The organism is Vibrio diazotrophicus (genome assembly GCF_038452265.1).
Classification (GTDB): domain Bacteria; phylum Pseudomonadota; class Gammaproteobacteria; order Enterobacterales; family Vibrionaceae; genus Vibrio; species Vibrio diazotrophicus.
The window spans coordinates 1,257,088-1,277,681 of record NZ_CP151843.1 but is presented as its reverse complement, the minus strand read 5'-3'; the positions used below and the strand labels follow the sequence as shown (position 1 = coordinate 1,277,681).

The 20,594-nt window shown below is 45.3% G+C and carries 15 protein-coding genes; 10 read left to right on the top strand and 5 right to left on the bottom strand.

Features of this window, described 5'->3' with window-relative positions; translation table 11 throughout:
• Window positions 1-9: 9 nt before the first annotated feature.
• The 5 genes from nifN to AAGA51_RS21080 all read left to right on the top strand — a co-directional run bounded on the left by nifN (window position 10) and on the right by AAGA51_RS21080 (window position 5,224).
• Window positions 10-1,416 carry a nitrogenase iron-molybdenum cofactor biosynthesis protein NifN gene (nifN, locus tag AAGA51_RS21100; protein WP_052404526.1) on the top strand — a complete coding sequence of 469 codons (1,407 nt, stop codon included), beginning with the start codon at window positions 10-12 and terminating at the stop codon, window positions 1,414-1,416.
• A complete protein-coding gene (locus AAGA51_RS21095; RefSeq protein ID WP_042479496.1) occupies window positions 1,413-1,895 on the top strand; it encodes a NifB/NifX family molybdenum-iron cluster-binding protein in 483 nt (160 codons plus the stop codon). The genes nifN and AAGA51_RS21095 overlap by 4 nt, the downstream gene beginning before the upstream one ends.
• A gap of 94 nt (window positions 1,896-1,989) precedes the next feature.
• Window positions 1,990-2,280 (top strand): ferredoxin III, nif-specific, encoded by a 291-nt coding sequence (gene fdxB, locus AAGA51_RS21090; RefSeq protein ID WP_042479494.1) that lies wholly within the window; start codon window positions 1,990-1,992, stop codon window positions 2,278-2,280.
• A 275-nt stretch (window positions 2,281-2,555) separates the two neighbouring features.
• Window positions 2,556-3,854, top strand: a complete 1,299-nt coding sequence (locus tag AAGA51_RS21085; RefSeq protein ID WP_042479493.1) for an HD-GYP domain-containing protein — start codon at window positions 2,556-2,558, stop codon at window positions 3,852-3,854.
• 92 nt (window positions 3,855-3,946) lie between these two features.
• Complete coding sequence (locus AAGA51_RS21080) at window positions 3,947-5,224, top strand: HD-GYP domain-containing protein (RefSeq protein WP_042479889.1); 1,278 nt, start codon at window positions 3,947-3,949, stop codon at window positions 5,222-5,224.
• On the opposite strand, the gene AAGA51_RS21075 is transcribed toward AAGA51_RS21080, so the two are convergent.
• Entirely contained in the window at window positions 5,211-5,837 is a 627-nt protein-coding gene (locus tag AAGA51_RS21075; protein WP_042479492.1) for a DUF2057 family protein, read from the bottom strand. The genes AAGA51_RS21080 and AAGA51_RS21075 overlap by 14 nt on opposite strands.
• A gap of 307 nt (window positions 5,838-6,144) precedes the next feature.
• Here AAGA51_RS21075 and AAGA51_RS21070 point away from each other — a divergent pair, with 307 nt between their 5' ends.
• Together AAGA51_RS21070 and AAGA51_RS21065 are read left to right on the top strand one after the other, a co-directional pair.
• Window positions 6,145-6,879: an IclR family transcriptional regulator gene (locus tag AAGA51_RS21070; RefSeq protein ID WP_042479490.1), complete on the top strand. Its 735-nt coding sequence runs from the start codon at window positions 6,145-6,147 to the stop codon at window positions 6,877-6,879.
• Between the two features lie 5 nt (window positions 6,880-6,884).
• Entirely contained in the window at window positions 6,885-7,721 is an 837-nt protein-coding gene (locus AAGA51_RS21065) for an arginase (protein WP_042479488.1), read from the top strand.
• A gap of 108 nt (window positions 7,722-7,829) precedes the next feature.
• On the opposite strand, the gene fdhF is transcribed toward AAGA51_RS21065, so the two are convergent.
• Entirely contained in the window at window positions 7,830-11,966 is a 4,137-nt protein-coding gene (fdhF, locus tag AAGA51_RS21060; RefSeq protein ID WP_081878624.1) for a formate dehydrogenase subunit alpha, read from the bottom strand.
• Window positions 11,967-12,503: 537 nt separating this feature from the next.
• Between fdhF and AAGA51_RS21055 the strand changes: the two genes are divergently transcribed.
• A complete protein-coding gene (locus tag AAGA51_RS21055; RefSeq protein ID WP_042479486.1) occupies window positions 12,504-14,378 on the top strand; it encodes a PhoX family protein in 1,875 nt (624 codons plus the stop codon).
• A 150-nt stretch (window positions 14,379-14,528) separates the two neighbouring features.
• Here AAGA51_RS21055 and AAGA51_RS21050 read toward each other — a convergent pair whose 3' ends face one another.
• Both AAGA51_RS21050 and AAGA51_RS21045 read right to left on the bottom strand, forming a co-directional pair.
• Window positions 14,529-15,233, bottom strand: coding sequence for a hypothetical protein (locus AAGA51_RS21050; protein ID WP_042479484.1), 705 nt, complete (start codon window positions 15,231-15,233; stop codon window positions 14,529-14,531).
• A 165-nt stretch (window positions 15,234-15,398) separates the two neighbouring features.
• Window positions 15,399-17,252: an ABC transporter ATP-binding protein gene (locus AAGA51_RS21045; protein WP_042479482.1), complete on the bottom strand. Its 1,854-nt coding sequence runs from the start codon at window positions 17,250-17,252 to the stop codon at window positions 15,399-15,401.
• A 421-nt stretch (window positions 17,253-17,673) separates the two neighbouring features.
• Between AAGA51_RS21045 and ctlX the strand changes: the two genes are divergently transcribed.
• Window positions 17,674-18,651 carry a citrulline utilization hydrolase CtlX gene (gene ctlX / locus AAGA51_RS21040; RefSeq protein WP_042479481.1) on the top strand — a complete coding sequence of 326 codons (978 nt, stop codon included), beginning with the start codon at window positions 17,674-17,676 and terminating at the stop codon, window positions 18,649-18,651.
• 22 nt (window positions 18,652-18,673) lie between these two features.
• On the opposite strand, the gene AAGA51_RS21035 is transcribed toward ctlX, so the two are convergent.
• Window positions 18,674-19,792 carry an HD-GYP domain-containing protein gene (locus AAGA51_RS21035; RefSeq protein ID WP_042479476.1) on the bottom strand — a complete coding sequence of 373 codons (1,119 nt, stop codon included), beginning with the start codon at window positions 19,790-19,792 and terminating at the stop codon, window positions 18,674-18,676.
• Between the two features lie 193 nt (window positions 19,793-19,985).
• Between AAGA51_RS21035 and AAGA51_RS21030 the strand changes: the two genes are divergently transcribed.
• Window positions 19,986-20,567 carry a histidine phosphatase family protein gene (locus AAGA51_RS21030; RefSeq protein ID WP_042479475.1) on the top strand — a complete coding sequence of 194 codons (582 nt, stop codon included), beginning with the start codon at window positions 19,986-19,988 and terminating at the stop codon, window positions 20,565-20,567.
• The last annotated feature ends 27 nt before the right edge of the window (window positions 20,568-20,594 follow it).

Sequence of the window (20,594 nt, the reverse complement as noted above, 5' to 3'; positions counted from 1 at the left end):
GAGATTCAAATGGTGACTGAAAGAAATGCGAAAGTAAGAAAAATGAATTCTCCTTTGGTTTCTCAGCCTTTGAAAACTAGCCCTGCAACAGGGGCAACTCTGGCGTCACTCGGTTTTCATCGTTCTATTCCGTTAATGCATGGCGCTCAAGGATGCAGTGCATTTGCCAAAGTCTATTTGATTCAGCATTTGCGCGAGCCCATCCCTCTGCAAAACACCGCTATTGACCAAGTCTCAGCAGTGATGGGCGGCGATGAGAACCTCAGCGAAGCTTTGCAACTGCTGTGTGAAAAACAAAGCCCAGAGCTTATCGCGGTAATGACGACAGGTCTGACAGAGATGCAAGGCTGTGATGTGTTTCGGGTGATTGCGGATTTCAAACATAGCCATCCTCAGTTTGCTAACACTCGAATTGTCTCAATGGCTACGCCGGATTTTGTTGGCTCAATGCAAACCGGTTTTTGCGAAGCTGTTCGCAGCGTGGTAAAGCAGCTTGTTCAGCCTCCAACCTTGCGTCCTCGTCAGCGTCAACAGGTCAATGTGCTCTGTTCGTTGGGGATGACGGCAGCTGACATTGAAACCATCAAGCAATATGTCGAAGCGTTTGGGCTTGATGCGGTTGTCGTACCCGATTTATCCCTATCACTTGATGGACATTTGGACGAAGCGGAATACAACGCAACCAGCACTGGTGGTACGTCAGTGATGGAAGTGGAACTGATGTCTGACAGCATCATGACTTTGGTGCTGGGCGATGGTCTGCTTGATCTTGCCCAATGGCTAAAACAGCGTTTTGATATTCCCTATCAGTCGTTTGGCATGGGTATGAATATGGATGTGGTGGATGATCTCGTGATGACCTTATCCCGCATCAGTGGACACGATGTACCGAGTTGGATGACGCGAGCTAGACAACGGGTGCAGGATGCAATGTTAGATACCCATTTTCTGCTCAGTCGAGAAGAGTATGTGATTGCGCTAGAACCCGACCTTGCCAAAGGTTACGCCGAATTGCTTCTCTCGGTTGGCGGCCGAATTTCTCAGTTGATCACCACGATTGATGCGTCCCATCTATCGGATATCGATGCGGATGACATTGTTATAGGCGATCTCTCAGCGATTGATCTGAACAACTCACATCTGAAAGTGGTGATCAGTAACACTCATGCTGCACAGATGTGTGAGCCGCTAGTTCCGGTTTTGCGTGCTGGTTATCCTTGCCACGATCAGTACGGGAATATGGACATACGTCAGTTTGGCTATGAGGGGATTCGTGAGCGCCTGTTTGCATTAGCCAATTTGCTATTACGTAATCACAAAGATGAAGTCCCTGTTCATATCAGCGCTTACCGCTTTGAAGCTCATGAAGTCATGCAAAACGAGATGGCTGGATTGATTTCTAAGGAGGCGCGATGAGCATAAACAAACGCAGATTGCACGTCGAACCGAGCCCAGATGCCAGTAGCTTCAAAGTGAAAGTCGCCTTTGCGACCCATGATAGACAGACCGTTGATCAGCATTTTGGCAGTTCGTTGGGTATGTTGATCTATGGCATCTGCGAACAAGACTGGCATTTGATTGAAGCGATTGAATATTCAGTATCGGATCGGGTTCACGACAAACTACCAAGCCGAATCAATGATCTTTCGGATTGTTCTGCGGTGTTTTGTAACGCATGTGGGGCAGCTGCGATAAGACAGCTTATTGAGCAGAGTATCCAGCCAATCAAAGTGCATCAGGGGTACGACATTCATCAGCTCTTGTCGGAAATGCAACAAGAATTGCAGCAAGGGCCTTCTGGCTGGTTGGCTAGGGCAATGAAGCAACGTGAAGATGTACAAACGGCTGAAAACAGTCAGCAACGTTTATCCCAACTGATGGATGAAGAGTGGTAACGGCACTGAAATTTGAAAGCAATGGCTGACGTAATAATGGCTGATTTCATAAGACATGAACAGGAATGTTTAAATATCAACAAGGAAGAGAACGGTGAGTAATAGAGTAGGTTATACCCAAGGCGGTGATGAATGGGTGCCGCAATTCATTCAGGCAATCGACAAACAAAACTGTATAGGCTGTGGACGCTGCTACAAGGTTTGTTCAAGGGATGTGTTTGATCTGGTGGAAAACGAAGATATTGATGAAGACGACGATTATTTTGACGACGATGAAGTGATGATGGTTATGACGCTGAAAAATGCAGCAGATTGCATTGGCTGCGAAGCTTGTTCAAAAGTGTGTCCAAAGAGCTGTCATAGTTTCGCTGCTGCCAATGCTTAATGAGGCTTTAAAGGGTAACGAATGCCAGTTCCTTACCCTCCTTAGCCACTTAAAATCTTGTCAACACCAGACATTTACAATATGCACCAAGTTGGATTTCGATCACGAATTAAATTTCATCCCGTTTTCAAATCTAACAAGATGTCATTCTGTGAAAATTATGGGTCACATTTTTTAAGTGATCCGTCGATATCCCTGAATATAACAGGGACAAAAGTATGACATTCATTTATATTTTCTAGCCTTATAGTTTAGGTGAGATTGCTAGTTTTCGTATGGATATGTCAGGTGACGATGCAAGAGTCAATTTGCGTCAGGCTTTGTTAGGTATTGCTCAAGCGTTAGACGCAATTGAGCATGAAGTCCCTTACCATGGCTACAACGTGGCATATATTGCCTATCGATGTGCGGTGTTTATGGGGTGGGATGAAGAACAGGCTCAGTTAGCTTTTTCAATAGGGCTAATGCATGACTGTGGTGGCACACAATCGACTAATCTTTTACCTCTGTTTCCACACTGTTTAACTGGCAGTTTTTCCCGCCATTGTGAAAAAGGCTATATGTTGCTGAAAGAGTGTCAGCCGTTGTCTTGTTTTGCCACGCCAATTTTATACCACCATACTCCTTGGCAAGAGTTGAGAAATCTGCCGTTATCCGATACCGATAAACAACTGGCTTCTCTGATCTTTTTAGCCAACCGTTTAGATCATCTCTACCGTCATCATAAGAAAGACAAATTTGGTAATCTTTCCGCTGTCGAGAAAAAAGCGATTTGTGATGAACTGATCCATCATGCAGATACTGTGTTTGAACCGAATATGGTCCAGCACATGACGGAGCTGGTGGATAAAGACGATTTCTGGTTTGCAATGAAGCCAAGGTACATTGAGGAAATGTACTTTCGAATGCAGCCTGTGCCGTTTTTTTCTGGCCGCGTCGATTTGGATGGCACCATAGAGATCGCTGAATTTTTTGCAAAAATTGTTGATGCAAAAAGCTCTTTCACTTTCCAACATTCGTTGAAAGTGGCTCAGCTGGCTCAGTTCATCTCTAAGCAGCTTGGGTATTCTCCTAAAGTGCAGAAGATGTTGTATCTGACAGGATTAGTGCACGATATCGGAAAACTTTATACGCCGGATCCAGTATTGCACAAAGCAGGTAAGCTGACTTCCGAAGAGTATACCTGCATTAAGAGCCATGCCACGGATACTCGCTTTATCCTGCAAGCTATTTTCCGCTCTCAGCGTATTCTCGAATGGGCATCCAACCACCATGAACGTTTGGATGGTTCGGGCTATCCGTTAGGTAAAATGGCAGATCAACTCGATAGGCCAAGCCGGATTATTGCTGTTTCGGACGTGTTTCAAGCTCTCACTCAATCGCGACCCTACCGAGCGGGAATGCCGTTGGAAGAAGCTTTGGGGATAGTTCGTTCACTCGTTGATAATAATCAGTTAGATAGAGAAATTTTTGAGAGTCTGGAACGCCACTCTCACGAGTGTTATCAGCTATCTATTGGCGAACAGGACGAAATTATCGATTATGTGCCAGCCTTAACAGTTGGTGAAAAGTGATCGAACCTAAGTTTAACCACTAGCCATTGTTCTACTATATTTTCATTAGGGTTGTAGTATTCAACTGAAACAGTAGAAACGAGCTGCATATGATGAGTCCTGTCAAAATAGAGTGGCATGTTAACTTAAGGCAAACATTTTTTTGTATCGCGAGAGCGCTAGATTCAATTGGTATTGATGATATCAATCACGGTCATCGTGTAGGCTACATGGCCTACGCTTGTGCTAAAGCGATGGAATGGAGTGAAGAAGAGTGCCAGTTGGTATTCTCACTTGGCTTGATTGATGACTGCGGTGTCGCGCAAAAACGTGATTTCTATAATTTGCTTGAGAATATGCAGCCCGACAATGTTCGTCAGCACTGTGTGCGAGGATACGAACTCCTTTCTCAATGCCCACCATTGGCTCTTTTTGCCGATACTATCTTGTACCACCATACCCCTTGGGAAGAGTTAAAGCACATTGATATCTCAGACAGAGATAAGCGTTTTGCTGCGCTGATATTTCTCGCCGACCGGGTCGATTATCTTAAAGAACTTTACCCAAGAGATGAGTTCAGCAACGTGACTCAGGAAGCTCGTAATGAAGTGTGTCTTGAAATTGGGCGGCTCAGTGGCACCTTGTTTGAGAGAGATCTGGTACGTCAAATGCAAAGCCTGTTGAGCAAAGAATTCATCTGGTTCTCAATGGAGTATCATCACATCGAAGCACTGAGCCAAAGTCTACCTTCAACGCCATTTTTCGAGCAAAAGTTAGAAGTAGGCGATGTAGTGGCGATTGCAATGCTGATGGCAAATATCGTCGATGCGAAGAGCCAGTTCACTTTTTATCACTCTCAGAAAGTTGCCGAGATTTGTCACAGTTTGGCTCGGCAGTTGGGGCTTAGTTCTGAGATGCAAAAAGCGCTGTATTTAACAGGGCTAGTACACGATATTGGCAAGCTACACACGCCGGAGGATATCCTACATAAACCGGGTAAACTCAATGAGAGTGAATACCTCTGTATTCAGCGCCATTCAACGGATTCACGCTATACATTGCAAATGATGTTTGGACAGTCTGCTGTTTGTGAATGGGCGGCGAATCACCATGAGCGTTTAGATGGTTCGGGATACCCGAGAGGTTTGCAAGGCGCAGAAATTGATTTACCTTCACGAATCATTGCGGTAGCGGATGTGTTTCAGGCTTTAACTCAAGCGCGGCCTTACCGAGGAAGGATGACCCTTGAAGAAGTGATGCAAATTATGTCTCACGAAGTGAGCTGCGGGCGATTGGACAGCAAAGTGTTGGATGTATTAGTGAAGAACGAGAAAGAGTATTACGAGCTCTCTATTCAAGAGAGCTCGCCAGGTTGGGTTAGTGCCCCTTAACGTATTCTTTAAAGCGTGTTTTAGTTTCTGCGTCAGCTTTGTTGTACCAGAAGTGCAGCATTTCTTCCGCTGTCGAATCTGCGGCTATTGGCTGGCTGATAGCCATTGAGGCAGCGCTTTTATCGGCAATAGAAGCCACGGCACCTGTTTGGTTGTATTCCTTGGTTTCTTGATAGAAATTGCGGCCGAGCTGCATACCTTCTTTGACTAAACGATCTTGGTCAATGCTGATTGCTGAGCCACTTTTATCCACCAAAGACCAGTCAAAAGATTTAATCTTTTCTTGCGCCATTTTGGCATCGCGATACTCAGGCAATGAGAAAACCAATTCTTTATCTTGTGCAGTAAATTTAGCGATGACTACATCGCTCGCCACGCCTACACGGTCATCACCTTCTGTAAAATAGGGTTCAAAACGGAATACGATCTGATTTTGTCCATCTTCCAATTCAACGCTTTTGGTTGAAGAGAACAAACTTCCAGACGTTTCTGGTTTTGCACCATTCACAACAAGTAAATCAACAGAGCTAGGAACTTCGATGGTGACTTTAGCGGCCGCTGACGCGCTAAAAGCGAGGGCGAGAATATACGAGAGTGGTTTGATTAATTTCATTTTGTTTGTCCTTGAAGCCAACTTGCAGAAATACGCAAACTACTTGCAGTAACAGCAGAACCAATAACGAGGAACGCCGCTGGCATCGCTGTACATTCAAATAGGAAGGATATAGAGGGTGCCGATAGATGGCGGGAAATGCAAGTCATCATCTGTGAGTAACATAAGAATTGCGATTGATTATAAATCTGCATTTATTTTGCAACATTCTCACCCAGTGAGAATGTAATGCTTTTATTTGGGTGGGATTCTCGATATATAAGAATTTGAGTTTGAGGCGTTTACTGATAAAGGCTAAAACAATCCCATGAATGAATTAAAACTGTCTACGAATCAGGTCAACGAAAAGTCACTCCAGCTATTAATGCAAGTGGCGGTGAATAGTGAACCTGTTTCAGCGAAAACGCTGAGTGAACAATTGCAAGTCCCTTTGAGTAGTCTTTACCGACACTTAAAGTTGCTGAAAGAGTGGAGTTTGATTGAGGAAAGTCCATACGACAAAACCTTGATCATCGGTCCGGCTGCTTTGCTGTTAATGCATAGTTACGAGACCAGCCAACACAATTTAGACGAAGTTGATGCGGTGTTAACACGCTTGCAAAAACAGACAGGTGAAATGGCTGCATTCATGGTGCCGGTAGGTTACAGAGCACTGTGTGTCATCCAGAAAGAAAGTATGCAGGCGCTCCGATGCAGCTACGTCCAGGGTCAAAGTCAACCCCTGCTTCGTGGCGCCTCATCCAAAGCTATGCTGGCTTTTATGCCAACTCAGCGTTGTGAAAAGATATTGCGACACTTCGGGCAAGAAGAGCAATTGGACAAGTGGCAAGTTGAGTTGGAGAAAATTCGGCAACGAGGATATGCCGTGAGTACTTCTGAGATTGATCCGGGCGTTTCTGGGATCAGTGCTCCGGTGATGAAAGGAAGCAAATTGATTGGCGCGATTACAGTTATGGCTCCAGCCCATCGCGTTGACGCTAATAAACAGCGAATCATTTTGCATGTGTTACAGGCCGCTCGCGCGTTGCCACCAGAGAGGTAATCATCATGTTGAGTTTATTCAAACGTTACCGTATGAACCGCAGTTCGGTGCATACATTCTCTCCGTTCACTTTTCTAACTGTTTGTGAACGTGTTAAGCCTATGACACAGGTAGAGTTTGAATTTGCTCAACAGAGTTTGGAATTGTCTTCAGAGTGGCTTTACAAACAGCAATCTAATCTTAACTACAGTGATGCTGGCCATTTCGTGGTTCAAGATCATCAGGATGTCGCTTATCAAGAGTTGCTCAGCCGACACTTTGCGTTGTGCTCTGTTCCTGTGGCTTTGGCAAACTGCCATGAGCTGATCCTCAAAGCGATGCCAGTGCTTGCGTTGGATAACGAAGAGATTGGTGTGATTCATATTGGTCACGGATTTGAGCTGAAGCAATCGCTTGAGCCAACTTTGGGCTCTGCATTTCACTTTATGTTGTCACGTTTTCAAAATACCCGAGCTTTCTTTATTGGCGCCGATCTCAAACGTACTGCTTCTCAAGTGTTGGAGTATGCCGAAGATCTCGGTTGTGATTGGCTAAGCTCCGACGAATGCAGTTTTCGTCATCGCACACAGTTGAAAAACCAGCTTAACCACTTTATGGATCACTGTGATCAACTGGTGGTCAATATCGATTTGGCGTCATTGGTGCCAAGTACTGGGTTGTCCGATGATGACGTGCTCGATAATCAGATGGTTTTGCGTATTTTAAGACATGCGATTTTGTCTAAAAAAGTGAAGATGGTTCAGTTGGTCGGTTCTAAGGATAAGTTGATCTACTCAAAACAAACCAAAGAGATTGTTGATGAGCTTTGTTCGCTCTCTCCGGACATTATTCATGCTGCTTAATTAGCAACTGAAAAGGCAGATTAAAAAAAACCACTCTATTAAAAGAGTGGTTTTTGCGTTTTAGAGCCAGTTGATGGAGGTTGTTTCCACACTAAGTATAGACACAGATTATTCTTTCAAAGCTACTTTCGATATCTTTTTATTAGTTAATCCTAATTTTTCTAACCTTACCGCTGAAACCTTGAACTCCGGTATTTTTGCATAAGGGTCTCTTGCTTCAGATGTCAGTCTGTTAGCGGGAGCTTCCGCAAAATGGAACGGAACAAAGACCACACCTTCTTGCATTCGTTTGGTGACAAAAGCTGGCGCTTCGATAATGCCTCGGCGAGAGCATAGGCGTACCATTTCACTGTTTTTGATGCCCAGCTTTTCTGCATCCTGAACGCTGATCATGATTCTTGGTCCAGCCAGTTTGTCCAGCCCTTGGGTTTTACGAGTCATGGTTCCAGTATGGAACTGCTCCAGCAAACGCCCAGTAGTCAAAATTAACGGGTATTTCTCGTCTGGCATTTCAGCAGCATAGATGAAAGGTACTGCTACCATCTCACCACGACCACGTTTGAATGTGCTTTGGTGCATGATACGTGTACCGTTTGGTGCTTGGTCGTTACATGGCCATTGCACACCTTGGCTGCCCACTTTCTCCCATGTGATGCCTGCGTACTGCGGTGTCACTTCGCATATCTCAGCATTGATTTGTTCAATGTTCTGATAGTGCCAGTTGCCACCCATTGCATTGGCAATCTGTGTGATGATCCACCAGTCCTGTTTCGCTGCGCCCGGTGATTTAATCGCAGGTGAAAGTGCCTGAACACGTCGCTCAGTATTGGTAAAGTGCCCGCGTTTTTCTGCAAAAGACGCCGAAGGCAGCACCACATCGGCAAGCTCGGCTGTTTCCGATAAGAAGATATCTTGCACCACCAGAAAATCGAGCGCTTTAAGCGCTTCAATCACATGCGCTTGGTTCGGATCACTGAGTACAGGGTTTTCACCCATAACGTACAAACCGCGAAGCTCTTTACGATGCGCGGCATCAATCATCTCTGTTAGGGTTAAACCATTTTCAGTGGATAGGTGTTCAGCTTGCCATGCTTTAGCAAATTTGGTTTGTACCAGCGGGCTCAACACTTTCTGATAACCTGGGTAATCCGTTGGCAAGGCTCCCATGTCGCAAGCGCCTTGAACATTGGATTGACCGCGTAATGGATTGATACCGCCACCTTCAACACCAATGTTGCCACACAGCATTTGTAAGTTGGCGATGGAGCGAACGTTATCGTGCCCTGTGGTGTGCTGGGTAATACCCATAGCGTAATAGACGGCGGTCACTTTGGCTGTACCGATCATCTCTGCCATTCGCTTAATGTCTTGTGCTTTGACACCAGTGACGAGTTCAACTTTTTCCGGTAAATAAGCATCGGACATTACTTCCATCATCAAGTCTTCAAAGCCGTCAACACGCTCGCGAATGTAATCTTTGTCATACCAAGCATTCTGGATGATTTGCTGCATGATACCGTTGAGTAGCATTACATCGGTGCCGGGACGCTGTTGAACATGCAGGGTTGCGACATCTGCCATGCCGATACGTTTCGGGTCTGCCACAATCAGTTTCGCACCGCGACTTACTGCTTGTTTGAGGTGTGAGGCAATGATTGGGTGCGCCGATGTCGTATCTGAACCGATCACAAAAATCACATCCGAGTGCTGAATGCTGGCGATATCATTAGTCATGGCACCGCTACCAATTGACGCTTCCAGACCAGTAACCGTAGAGGCATGACACAGCCTTGCACAGTGATCAACGTTATTGGTGCCAAACTCGCGACGAATCAGCTTCTGGAACAGATAGTTATCTTGGTTGGTGGTTTTCGCGGATGAGAAGCCACCGAGCGCATTACTGCCGTGTTTCTGTTTAATCTCAGTAAAGCGTTTAGCGATAGTTTCAATCGCATTCTCCCAAGAAGTGGGTACTAACTTACCATTTTGACGAATTAAAGGCTGAGTTAGGCGTTCTGGGCTATGAATGAAGTCAAATCCAAAACGGCCTTTCACACACAGCATACCTTGGTTGACTGGCGAGTTTCTATCGCCTTCGACATAACGAACTTTGTTGTCTTTTTCATCCACATACAGCACGACGTTACAACCTACGCCACAGTAGGTGCAGACGGTTTTTACGGGTTTGAGTATTTCCACTCGGGAGTAAGACTTGTCGCGTTTGTCTGCAAGTGCACCCGTTGGGCAAACTTGAACACAAGCGCCACACTGCACGCAGCTTGAACCGCCCATTGATTCACCGTTAGCGAAATGAGGGCGTAATGAACCTTGTGTAAACTGGAGGACGCCATGCTGTGTGTCTTCTTGGCAAGTTTGCACGCACAGGCCACAACTGATGCAACGGTTCGCATCAAACACAATGAACTCACTACTTTTGTCCACTGGGAAACGATGTTTACCAGATGCACAATCAACTTCTTCCGTTTTGACTTGATACTCGCTGGCGTAATCTCGCAGATCGCACTGTGTGCTAGCTTGGCAGCCACATTCCAGACAGCGTTGAGCTTCTTGCATAGACGCTTCAATACCAGCATCCAGTTCTACTTCGTTGAAGCTGGTGGTCGATTCTGATTCTGACAAATGCGGGAATTGGATTCTGCGTTTCACCGCCTCTAAACGATATTCGAGTTGCTTAACTCGGCTGAGTGATGGTTCTTTTCTGCTTCTGAATTGATGAGGTTTAGGCGCAATACCACCGAGCAGCAGTTTTTCTGCAATGGCTTCCGCAGCGAGTTTTCCGTCGGCTATGGCTTCGATCGCTGTGGCTGGTCCTCGGCGGAAATCACCAATTGAAAACACATTTCGCGCATGGTGCATGGTCTCTTCGGTGACATCAGCTGTACCGCGACGAGTTAGTGGCAGGTCAGCACCTGCAATGATCACCGTATCTGAGCGTTGTGAAATGGCTGAGATGACTGTATCAAATTTCATCTCGACAATCTCACCCGTTGGAATCGGTTGTCTGCGGCCGGATGAGTCTGGTTTACCTAGCATCATCTTTTCGAGTTTCACCGCCTGTACATGTCCGTTTTTATCGGCGAGGTTTTCTACTGGATTGGCTAGAAACTGGAATGCCACACCTTCGTTTTTGGCTTCTTCAATTTCATACTCTTCTGCTGGCATTTCTGCCATGGTGCGACGATAAATCAGCGTTACTTTAGCGCCAAGTCGCAATGCAGTGCGGGCGCAGTCGATGGCGGTATTACCACCACCGATAATCGCCACTCGCTTACCTGTTTTCAGTTTGCGCTCTGTTGCGGCATCTTTGAGGTAATCGACGCCCAGATAACAGCCTGCTAACTCACTGCCGGGATAGGGACTGCTCACTGCCAGACTTGCCCCAATTGCAAGGCAAACTGCGTCGTAATCGTGTTCCAGTTGTGCCAGCGTGTAATTCTCACCGATCTTCTGATTGCAGTGAATTTGCATACCCGTTTGGGTGAGCAGTTCAATTTCCTTGTCGAGCACATCTTTTGGTAAGCGATATTCAGGAATACCGTAGCGTAGCCAGCCGCCAGCTTTTGGCATCTCTTCATACACAGTGGCTGAAAAGCCCAATAAGCTCAAATAGTAGCCGCACGCTAATCCACCGGGACCTGCGCCGACAATTGCCACTTTCTTACCGTTACTTGGCTGAATGTCTGCTTGATACGGCGTTGCTTCCAGATCAATGTCTGCGGCATGACGTTTTAAATGGCGTATGGCGACAGGTTCATCGACGACACTACGACGACATTCCGCTTCACAAAACGCAGGGCACACACGACCAATGGAGGCAGGAAGTGGCAGGTGCTTTTTAATGACTTCGATAGCTTTTTGCGGTTCGCCTTGGGCGATGTGGTGCAAATAAGTTTGAATATCCACATGGGCAGGGCACGCGATTTGGCAAGGTGCTTCACAGTCGGCATTGTGGTCAGACAAAATGCGTTTCAGAGCCTGATGGCGAAGTTGCTGCAAAGCTTCTGTGTGAGTTTGAATGCGCATATTCGGTGTCAGTTCTTGTTCACAGGAGCGAACTATACCGACTCCGTCAATGTCGACCACACAGAGTCCGCAAGGTTGTTTTTGTTGCTGATGACTGGCCGCGCACAGGCTAGGGACGTCAATCCCTGTCGATTGAATGAATTGAAATACGGTTTTCCCTGCCTCATAGGCATAGGAAACACCATTGATAACCACGTTCATAATACCCTCATTAACTCCCATAGGGGGAAGTTGGCCTGTTAATGGAATAAGGTCAGGCCCTTGGTTTCTGTTCTCATTGTTGTGTCGTTTCTTTTTCCGCTTGCTCTGTGGTCATGGTTTCAGGATGACGATGCAGAGTTTCTACGGATTTTTTTCTAATTAGCATTGCTATAAACAATCGTAGAAAGCTTTCTAATGACTGGGCGTTACGGGTTTGTGGTTAGTAAATTAGTCTCCATTTGCATAGATGATTCATAGATAAACAACTATGTAAATGGAGACTAATAAACGTTGCTCATGCCGCAACAGCTTCAGTAACAGAAAAATAACGGTAATAAAAATGTGGTTACTGCTATTGAGTATAAGGAATATAAAGGAAATGTGAACGGGCGTGGTTCTCAAATTTATATGCTCCTGTCATTGCTTAGAAACATATCTTTCACCTTTTAGTCACATTTGAAAGATAAGCTCCTGAATCTTAGAAATCTAAGTTGCAATGATGCAATAACTATAATGAGTAAAGTCAAGGAGTCTCCAATGTGGAATCGTGATGAGCAAGATTCTCAGTTCAGTGAAATGATCGAAGCGAGATTGTCTCGCCGTGGTTTCCTAACTGGAACAGCAGCAGTGAGTGCGGGTGCTTTTTTAGCGCTTAATCCAGTGGCAAAAGCGGTTGCAGCCAAACCGACATCGTCATTATTGAATTTTGAGCCAGTGCCAGCCTCAACCGCTGATACGGTTGTTGTTCCTAAAGGCTACAAAGCCACACCGCTCATTTCGTGGGGTGACCCAATTTTCCCAAATGCTCCTGACTTTGATCCGAGTGGAAAACAAGAGTCTGCCGCTCAAGCGCTTCAATTTGGTGACAACACTGATGGTATGAGCTTGTTCCCTATCAGCGATGATCGCGCAGTTCTAGCAATCAACAACGAATACACCAACTACGAGTATTTGTTTGATCATCAAGGCAAGAGTATGACTGCTGACGATGTGCTGAAAGCACAGGCGGCAGTAGGTAACACCATTGTCGAAATCGTACGTAAAGATGGTCAGTGGATGATTGACCGTAACGGCAAACGTAACCGCCGTATTACCGCTAATACACAAATGAAGATGACGGGTCCGGCAGCAGGTCATGAACTGCTAAAAACGGCAGCCGATCCTTCGGGCACTATGCCAAAAGGGACGTTTAACAACTGTGCAAACGGTCAAACGCCTTGGGGCACTTACCTAACGTGTGAAGAGAACTTCAACAGCTTCTTTGGTGCGAATACCGAAGGTAGTGTTAATGCAGACCAAAAACGTTACGGCATTTCTGCTAAGCCAAGTGATTACCAGTGGCATAAATTCGACGAACGTTTTGACGTAACGAAGAACCCGAACGAGCCAAATCGCCATGGCTGGGTAGTGGAAATTGACCCGAATGATCCGAACTCAACGCCACTTAAGCGTTCTGCTCTTGGTCGTTTCAAACATGAAAATGCGGCGTTAACCATTAACAAAGACAACCACGTTGTGGTGTATTTAGGTGACGACGAGCGTGGTGAGCATTTGTACCGATTTGTATCGAAGAACAAATACCAGAAAGGTAATGATGCAGCGAACCGCAATTTGCTTGAAGAAGGCACCTTGTATGTTGCTCAGTTCGATATGGAAGACAAAGCGCTGAAAGGTCAAGGTCGTTGGCTAGAACTGACTTTCGGCAAAAATGGCTTAACGCCTGAAAACGGATTTAACAGCCAAGCGGAAGTGCTGATTTTTGCTCGTCGCGCTGCAACACAAGTGGGTGCAACCACCATGGATCGCCCTGAGTGGGTAGCGGTACATCCAAATAACGAATACGTATTCTGTACTCTGACCAACAACAAGAACCGTGGTAAAGAAGGTCAGCCAGTGGGTGGTCCTAACCCGCGTGAGAAAAACAACTACGGTCAGATTGTTCGTTGGATGCCAGTAAAAGGTGACCACACCGCAGAGATGTTTGCATGGGATCTATACCTGATTGCGGGTAACCCAACAGTAAATCAAGGTAACTTGTACGCAGGCAGTGAAAATATCAATGCCAACAATATGTTCAATAGCCCAGATGGTATTGGTTTTGATGAAGCAGGTCGTCTGTGGATTCAAACCGATGGTAACTACTCAAACAAAGGTGAGTTTGCAGGGCAGGGTAATAACCAGATGTTGTGTGGCGACCCAATTACAGGTGAAATCCACCGCTTCTTAACTGGTCCAGTAGCTTGTGAAATTACAGGGTTAACCTTCTCTCCAGACCAGAAAACCATGTTTATTGGCGTTCAGCATCCGGGTGAAGAGTTACAAGCATCGAACTTCCCTGCGGGTGGTTCTTCTAAGCCTCGTTCAACCATCATGATGATTACGCGTGAAGATGGCGGCGTCATCGGTGCTTAAAGGATTAGCGCTTAAAGCGTAGTGAATGAACGAAGTTGTGACTGATATTGATAAGTAAACCCAGCGTGCCAAGGAAGGCACGCTGGAGCCCCATGGATGGGTCTATGCGTGTTTATGTTCAATATCAGTCATCATAGAGGTGTAGACATGTTATGCGATAAAGGTAGACACAAGTCCAATCACACCACCGAAGATACCGCCCCAAACAACCAGCCAGCCAAGGTGCTCTTTAATCATTTTCTGCACCATCTCTTTAACCAGCTGAGGCGTTAACTCGCTTAAGCGTTGGTCAATAATGCCCTCAATGTTGGTTTTGATTTCATCTAACATTGCCGGTGATTCTAGCTGCTCTTTAAGGGCAGTTTTTACCGATTCACTCTGACTGATTTCCACCATAGATTCTTGCATCTTCTCAACAAATGGTTGCTTCATTGGCTGAAGTGCTTCAGTACCGCCAAACATTGCGAGCATGCCGCCAAATTGAGAGTTCGCAATCACATCCACTAACTTGTCAAAGCTCGGGTTGAAGTCGACTTTGGCGATAATCGGCGTTAAGTCGAGTGGTTGTTTGCCACTGAGCTCTTGATTCAGGAAGCGGTCAATATTGGTGTCGGTAAAAAACTGCTCCATCATCAAGGTCTTAATTGCATTTTTGAATGCTTCAAATCGTGCTGGAATCACACCTGAACCATATAAACCGGGTACTTTCTCAAACAACATATGGATGGCTAGCCAGTTGGTTATTGCGCCTGAAAAAGCGAACAGACCTGCGTACAGGGCAAACTGATTCTGAGTGGTGTAACCCACAGCCAATAGCACGAGAGAGATAAGGTTGGTGATAAGACTTTTATTCATGATTGATGAAATTCATTATGTTGAAACAGAAGTTGGCGGAATTTTAAGAGAAATTCACCACAGTGAAAAGAGAAGAGCCAACCTTTATAGGATGGCTCCTGTGTGGTTGGCTCTTTAACTTTAGTTGTTATTCGCTATTTTGTTTTGCTTAATGAGACTGCCGCTTCAGGCAACGTTCTCTTCTTCAAGTTCATCACAACCGATAAAACCGCCAGTCTGATGAGCCCAAAGATGAGCGTAGATGCCGTCTTGCTCGATAAGTTCATGGTGCGTACCTTGCTCAATGATCTTTCCGTCATCTAAAACAATAAGCCTGTCCATTGCGGCAATCGTTGATAGACGGTGCGCAATCGCAATCACTGTTTTACCGTGCATCAGCTCAAGCAAACTTTCCTGAATGGCTGCTTCCACTTCTGAATCAAGTGCAGAAGTCGCTTCATCCAATACCAGCAGTGGCGCATCTTTGAGTAATACTCGTGAAATAGCGATACGCTGACGTTGACCACCCGACAGTTTCACACCGCGCTCGCCCACTTGAGCATCGTAGCCGACGTTGCCATGTGGATCGGTAAGGTCAGTAATAAACTCATGAGCATGCGCTTGTTTGGTCGCTTTGAGCAGATCTTCTTCGGTTGCATCAGGTCTGCTGTACAAGATGTTGTCGCGAATTGAACGGTGCAGCAATGAGGTATCTTGCGTCACCATACCAATAGCGCTACGCAGTGAATCCTGAGTGACTTTAGAAATATTCTGACCATCAATTTTAATCTCGCCGCTCTCCACATCATGGAAGCGCAGAAGCAGATTCACTAAGGTTGATTTACCCGCGCCAGAGCGTCCCACCAAGCCGACTTTTTCGCCTGCTTTGATATGCAGGTTAAGGTGATCAATCACACCTTTGTTCTCGCCGTAGTGGAAGCTAACATCGTTAAATTCAATTGCACCTTGAGTAACCACCAGATCTTTGGCGTCTTTGTCATCTTGGATATCAATTGGCTTAGACAGCATCTGCATGCCATCAACGACAGTACCCATGTTTTCAAACAGACCGCCAACTTCCCACATGATCCATTTCGACATACCGTTAATACGCAGTGCCAGTGCAATCGCAATCGCGATTGAGCCAACTGATATTGCACTCTGCATCCACAAGTAGATAGACATAGCGGAAATCACGAACACCAGAATGTAGTTGGCAAGCTCAACACAAACGTTAAAGCCAGTGACTAAACGCATTTGTCGATACACGGTATCAAGGAAACTGCCCATGCCTTCTTCTGCGTATTCGGTTTCGCGTTTGCTGTGCGAGAACAGCTTCACAGTAGCTATGTTGGTGTAGCTATCGACAATTCGCCCAGTCATTTGCGAGCGAGCATCAGCTTGCTCAGAAGAGACTGTTTTAAGTTGCGGAACAAAATAGAGCTGAATAGAGACATACGCGACCAGCCAAATCAGCATCGGCAGCATTAAGCGCCAGTCAGCCTGAGCCAGCATGACTACCATCGCGGTGAAATAAACGGCGACGTAAACAAACACATCCAGCGTTTTCATCACGGTTTCACGGATCGCCAGCGAGGTTTGCATTACCTTGGTCGCTATACGGCCAGAAAACTCGTCCTGATAAAAAGATAAGCTCTGCTTCAGCAGGTAACGGTGTGCCAGCCAACGTATCGACATCGGATAGTTGCCCAGCATGGTCTGATGTATCACCAACGAATAGAAGCCAATCAATATAGGCATCACAACCAAAATAAGTACGGACAGCCCCATCAAAGTATCTTTGTTGTCCGCCAAAAACGTTTCTGGGTTGCTACCTGATAACCAATCGACTAACTGACCCATAAAGCCAAACAGTGAGACTTCAATTATGGCGATGGTGGTACTCATTAACGCCAATAAAATCAGCGGTTTTTCAAAGCCTTTTGTGTAGTGCAGGCAGAATGCTAAGAGTGTATTGGGTGGCCTGTCTGGTTCCTTTTGAGGAAACGCTTCGGTGAAGCTTTCAAATTTCTTATACATTGAAGATCCTTATTTTTATTCATTCACCACATCACAAATAGGCAGAAGTCGTTGTGATGCGAAAGCGGGATAATTTTCTCGTTGCTTACTGTGTCGACAACGAAAATATGCAATTGAATGCTTTATGTTCAGCAGTATATCTCTAAACCGAGGTTATTCAGAGTACAAATATCCGCCAGTATAAAACGCTGCGGCTCGTTCGGTACTCATTCATTAAATTGAATACCCTATACACTTGTTGCATAAAAAGTGCATAGATGCCGCTTAGTGAAAAAGTGGTCAGTAATATTTACTGCTGTTAATTGTAACGGCAGTAAATGAGACGGTTTGCTTGCATTTGTTAGCCAAATTTCAGTGAAAGTTATTATAACAAACTGTTTACAATCCAAAACATTGCTGAACAAACGGATGTGTTTCAACCATGCTACAAGCGCAAAATTTACCCCAACGTCATTCAGGTGTTGTGCAGAATGCCAACTGTGTTGTTATGGTCCCGCCAAAAGAGTTTAAGTTCAATGCGGAGACGGCTCAAGACAACGAATTTCAGAATCAATCTGCCTTGACTGATGAACAAATCACTCAACATGCAATGGCTGAATTCAATCAAATGGTCACCAAGCTACGCCAAGAAGGTGTTCAGGTTGTGGTGTTTGATTATCCGTTGGGCGATGTGGCGACCCCGGATGCGGTATTCCCAAATAACTGGTTCAGTACCACCAATGACGGTGCTTTCTATACCTTTCCTATGGCTTGTACTAATCGCCAGTATGAGGTTCGCCCTGATGAGTTGATTGAGCAACTTTCTTTTGCTGGCCGTACCGTCTCTCGCCAAGATTCGCTGGTGGAATACCAAAAGCAAAATGCGTATCTGGAAAGCACAGGTGTGATGGTGATTGATCATATCAACCGTACTATTTATGCCGCACTTTCCCAGCGTTGTGACCGTGAAGTTCTTGAAGATTATGCGCAACGTATTGGTTACGAGCGTGTGGTTTCGTTTCAAACCGCTTTGCCTTCAGGACAGCCGATTTATCACACCAATGTGATGATGGCGATTGGCGAAAGCTTCTGCGTAATATGTGATGAAGTGATCCCCGAATACGAGCGTCACTTTGTGCTGAAGTCGCTGGCGAAAGACAAACAGGTGATTTCCATTTCACTGGAGCAGATGAACCGGTTTTGCGGCAACATTTTGCAACTAGAAACGGTAAATGGTGACAAGGTTATTGCGATGTCTCGGTCTGCTTATGAGTCATTTTCTCCGGCGCAACGAACTCAGCTTTCCAGCCACGGTAAGCTACTGCCTTTCAATGTTGAAACCATTGAAAGCATCGGTGGAGGTAGTGTTCGTTGTATGTTGGGCGAAGTATTTCTTCCAGCCCGCAGCCATACTCTCTAAGTCCAGGTTTATAGAGAAGAAACTAATCGTCTCTAAATCGGGTAACGATATCGGCAGCTTGATCGATGTTTTCAATTAGTGCGTTAACACAAACAGGATCAAGCTTGCCAATCTCTACCATTTTTTGCAGTTCTTTGATGGACTCTTCAATTGACATAGGTTCCTTGTAAGGGCGTTTACTGGTAAGTGCATCAAATATGTCTGCCACGGTGACAATTCGCGCTTCTATCGGAATTTCATCGCCCACCAAACCTTTCGGATAACCTGTGCCATTAAGGTATTCATGGTGGCCTGCCACAATGTTGAGCATTAACTGTGAATCGCTGAGGTGGGAGAGCTGATAGTCATCCAATACTTTAGAGATGATTTTGATCCCTTTATCGACATGGCCTTTCATAATTTCAAACTCTTCTTCAGTGAGCTTGCCGGGTTTGAGCAGTATTTTGTCGGGAATCCCTATCTTTCCGATATCGTGCAATGGACTAAACAAATAGAGATGCTCAATAAACTCATCGGTGAACTGAAATTGATCGGCGATCGATTTCGCTATCATGCGTGACAAGAGCGCCATTCGGTTCAGATGCATGCCGGTTTCGAAATCTCGCAGGTGAGCGAAGTCTCTCGCAGCCTGAGCTGTGGCTAACAAAGCCTGAACCGTTGATATCTCACTGACGATAGTTAGGGTAATCAGTTTGGTCAGTAGTACCAGATCTCTTTGAACCTGCTCGTCAAAGTAACCTTCTACTTCACTGTCGATAAAAATAAAACCAATGAAATGGTTGTCTGTCATCATTGGTATGGTAAAGGAGGAGCGATATTTCTGTTCGAGAAGCCAATCAGAGTGGGCGGTTCCTGTGCCAATCTCTTCTTCAATTTTGTCGATAACTCGGCACGAACCACTCTCTCTCAGTTTTTGCAATTGATAGCTTTTACTCAGCGGAAATTCATAACGACTAATGGCGTGCCCTGAATTAGTACTGTTAATAAAGGTTTTCAGAAGGTCGGTCTGCGGATCATAAAGTGCGCAGGCAATACGGCACACTCCTGGTGAGCGTTCTAGTATCCGGTCATGTAGATCTTTAAGCCTGTCCGTCAGCGAGTTTTCTATATTGTTTAATGGGTTGTGTAATATGCTAGCCATTTCAACGCCCAACCTTATTTATTAGATAAACTAATTATAAGTGGCATTATCTGAAGCGTTCCTAAATCTCAATTATTGGCCTTGTTTCGTGAGTCCGAGCACAAACTGTTGTCTGTTTCTAAAAGATCTACATTGGTTTCATATCTGTTTATAATGGCGTATTGCTTTTTAAGATTGAAACAAATGGCTCTCAATGACTAAAACCTTTTATATGATGCGTCACGGTGAGACGCTGTTTAATGTGAGAAGAAAAATCCAAGGTTGGTGTGATTCACCACTAACTGAAAAGGGGATTCGTCAGGCAGAACTTGCCGCCAAGTTTTTTGACAATATTGAACTCGATCGCCTCTACAGCTCTTCTACTGAACGCGCCAGTGATACCGCTGAAATCGTGACCCGTAACAGAATGCCTTTAACTCGTCTCAAAGGGTTGAAAGAGATGAACTTCGGCACTTATGAAGGTGAGAGTGAAGATCTGCATCCAAGTTACGAAGCTCGTGAAACACACTATTTTCAGTTTGGTGGTGAGTCTCGCCAGCAATTAAAAGATCGCGTGCTGAAAACTTGCATTGAAATCATGGAGCAAGAAGGCAATAACACGGTTCTGGCTGTGTCGCATTCAGGTGCATGTAAACACTTTTTGTCCCTATGGCACGACTTAGACGATGTGCTGAAAGGACCTATCCCGAACTGCTGCGTAATCAAATATGAGTACGAAAACAAAACCTTTAAGTTGGTGGAAATATTCGATATAACCAGAAACTTCAAGGAATAGTATTCATTCATATATACGACGGACAAT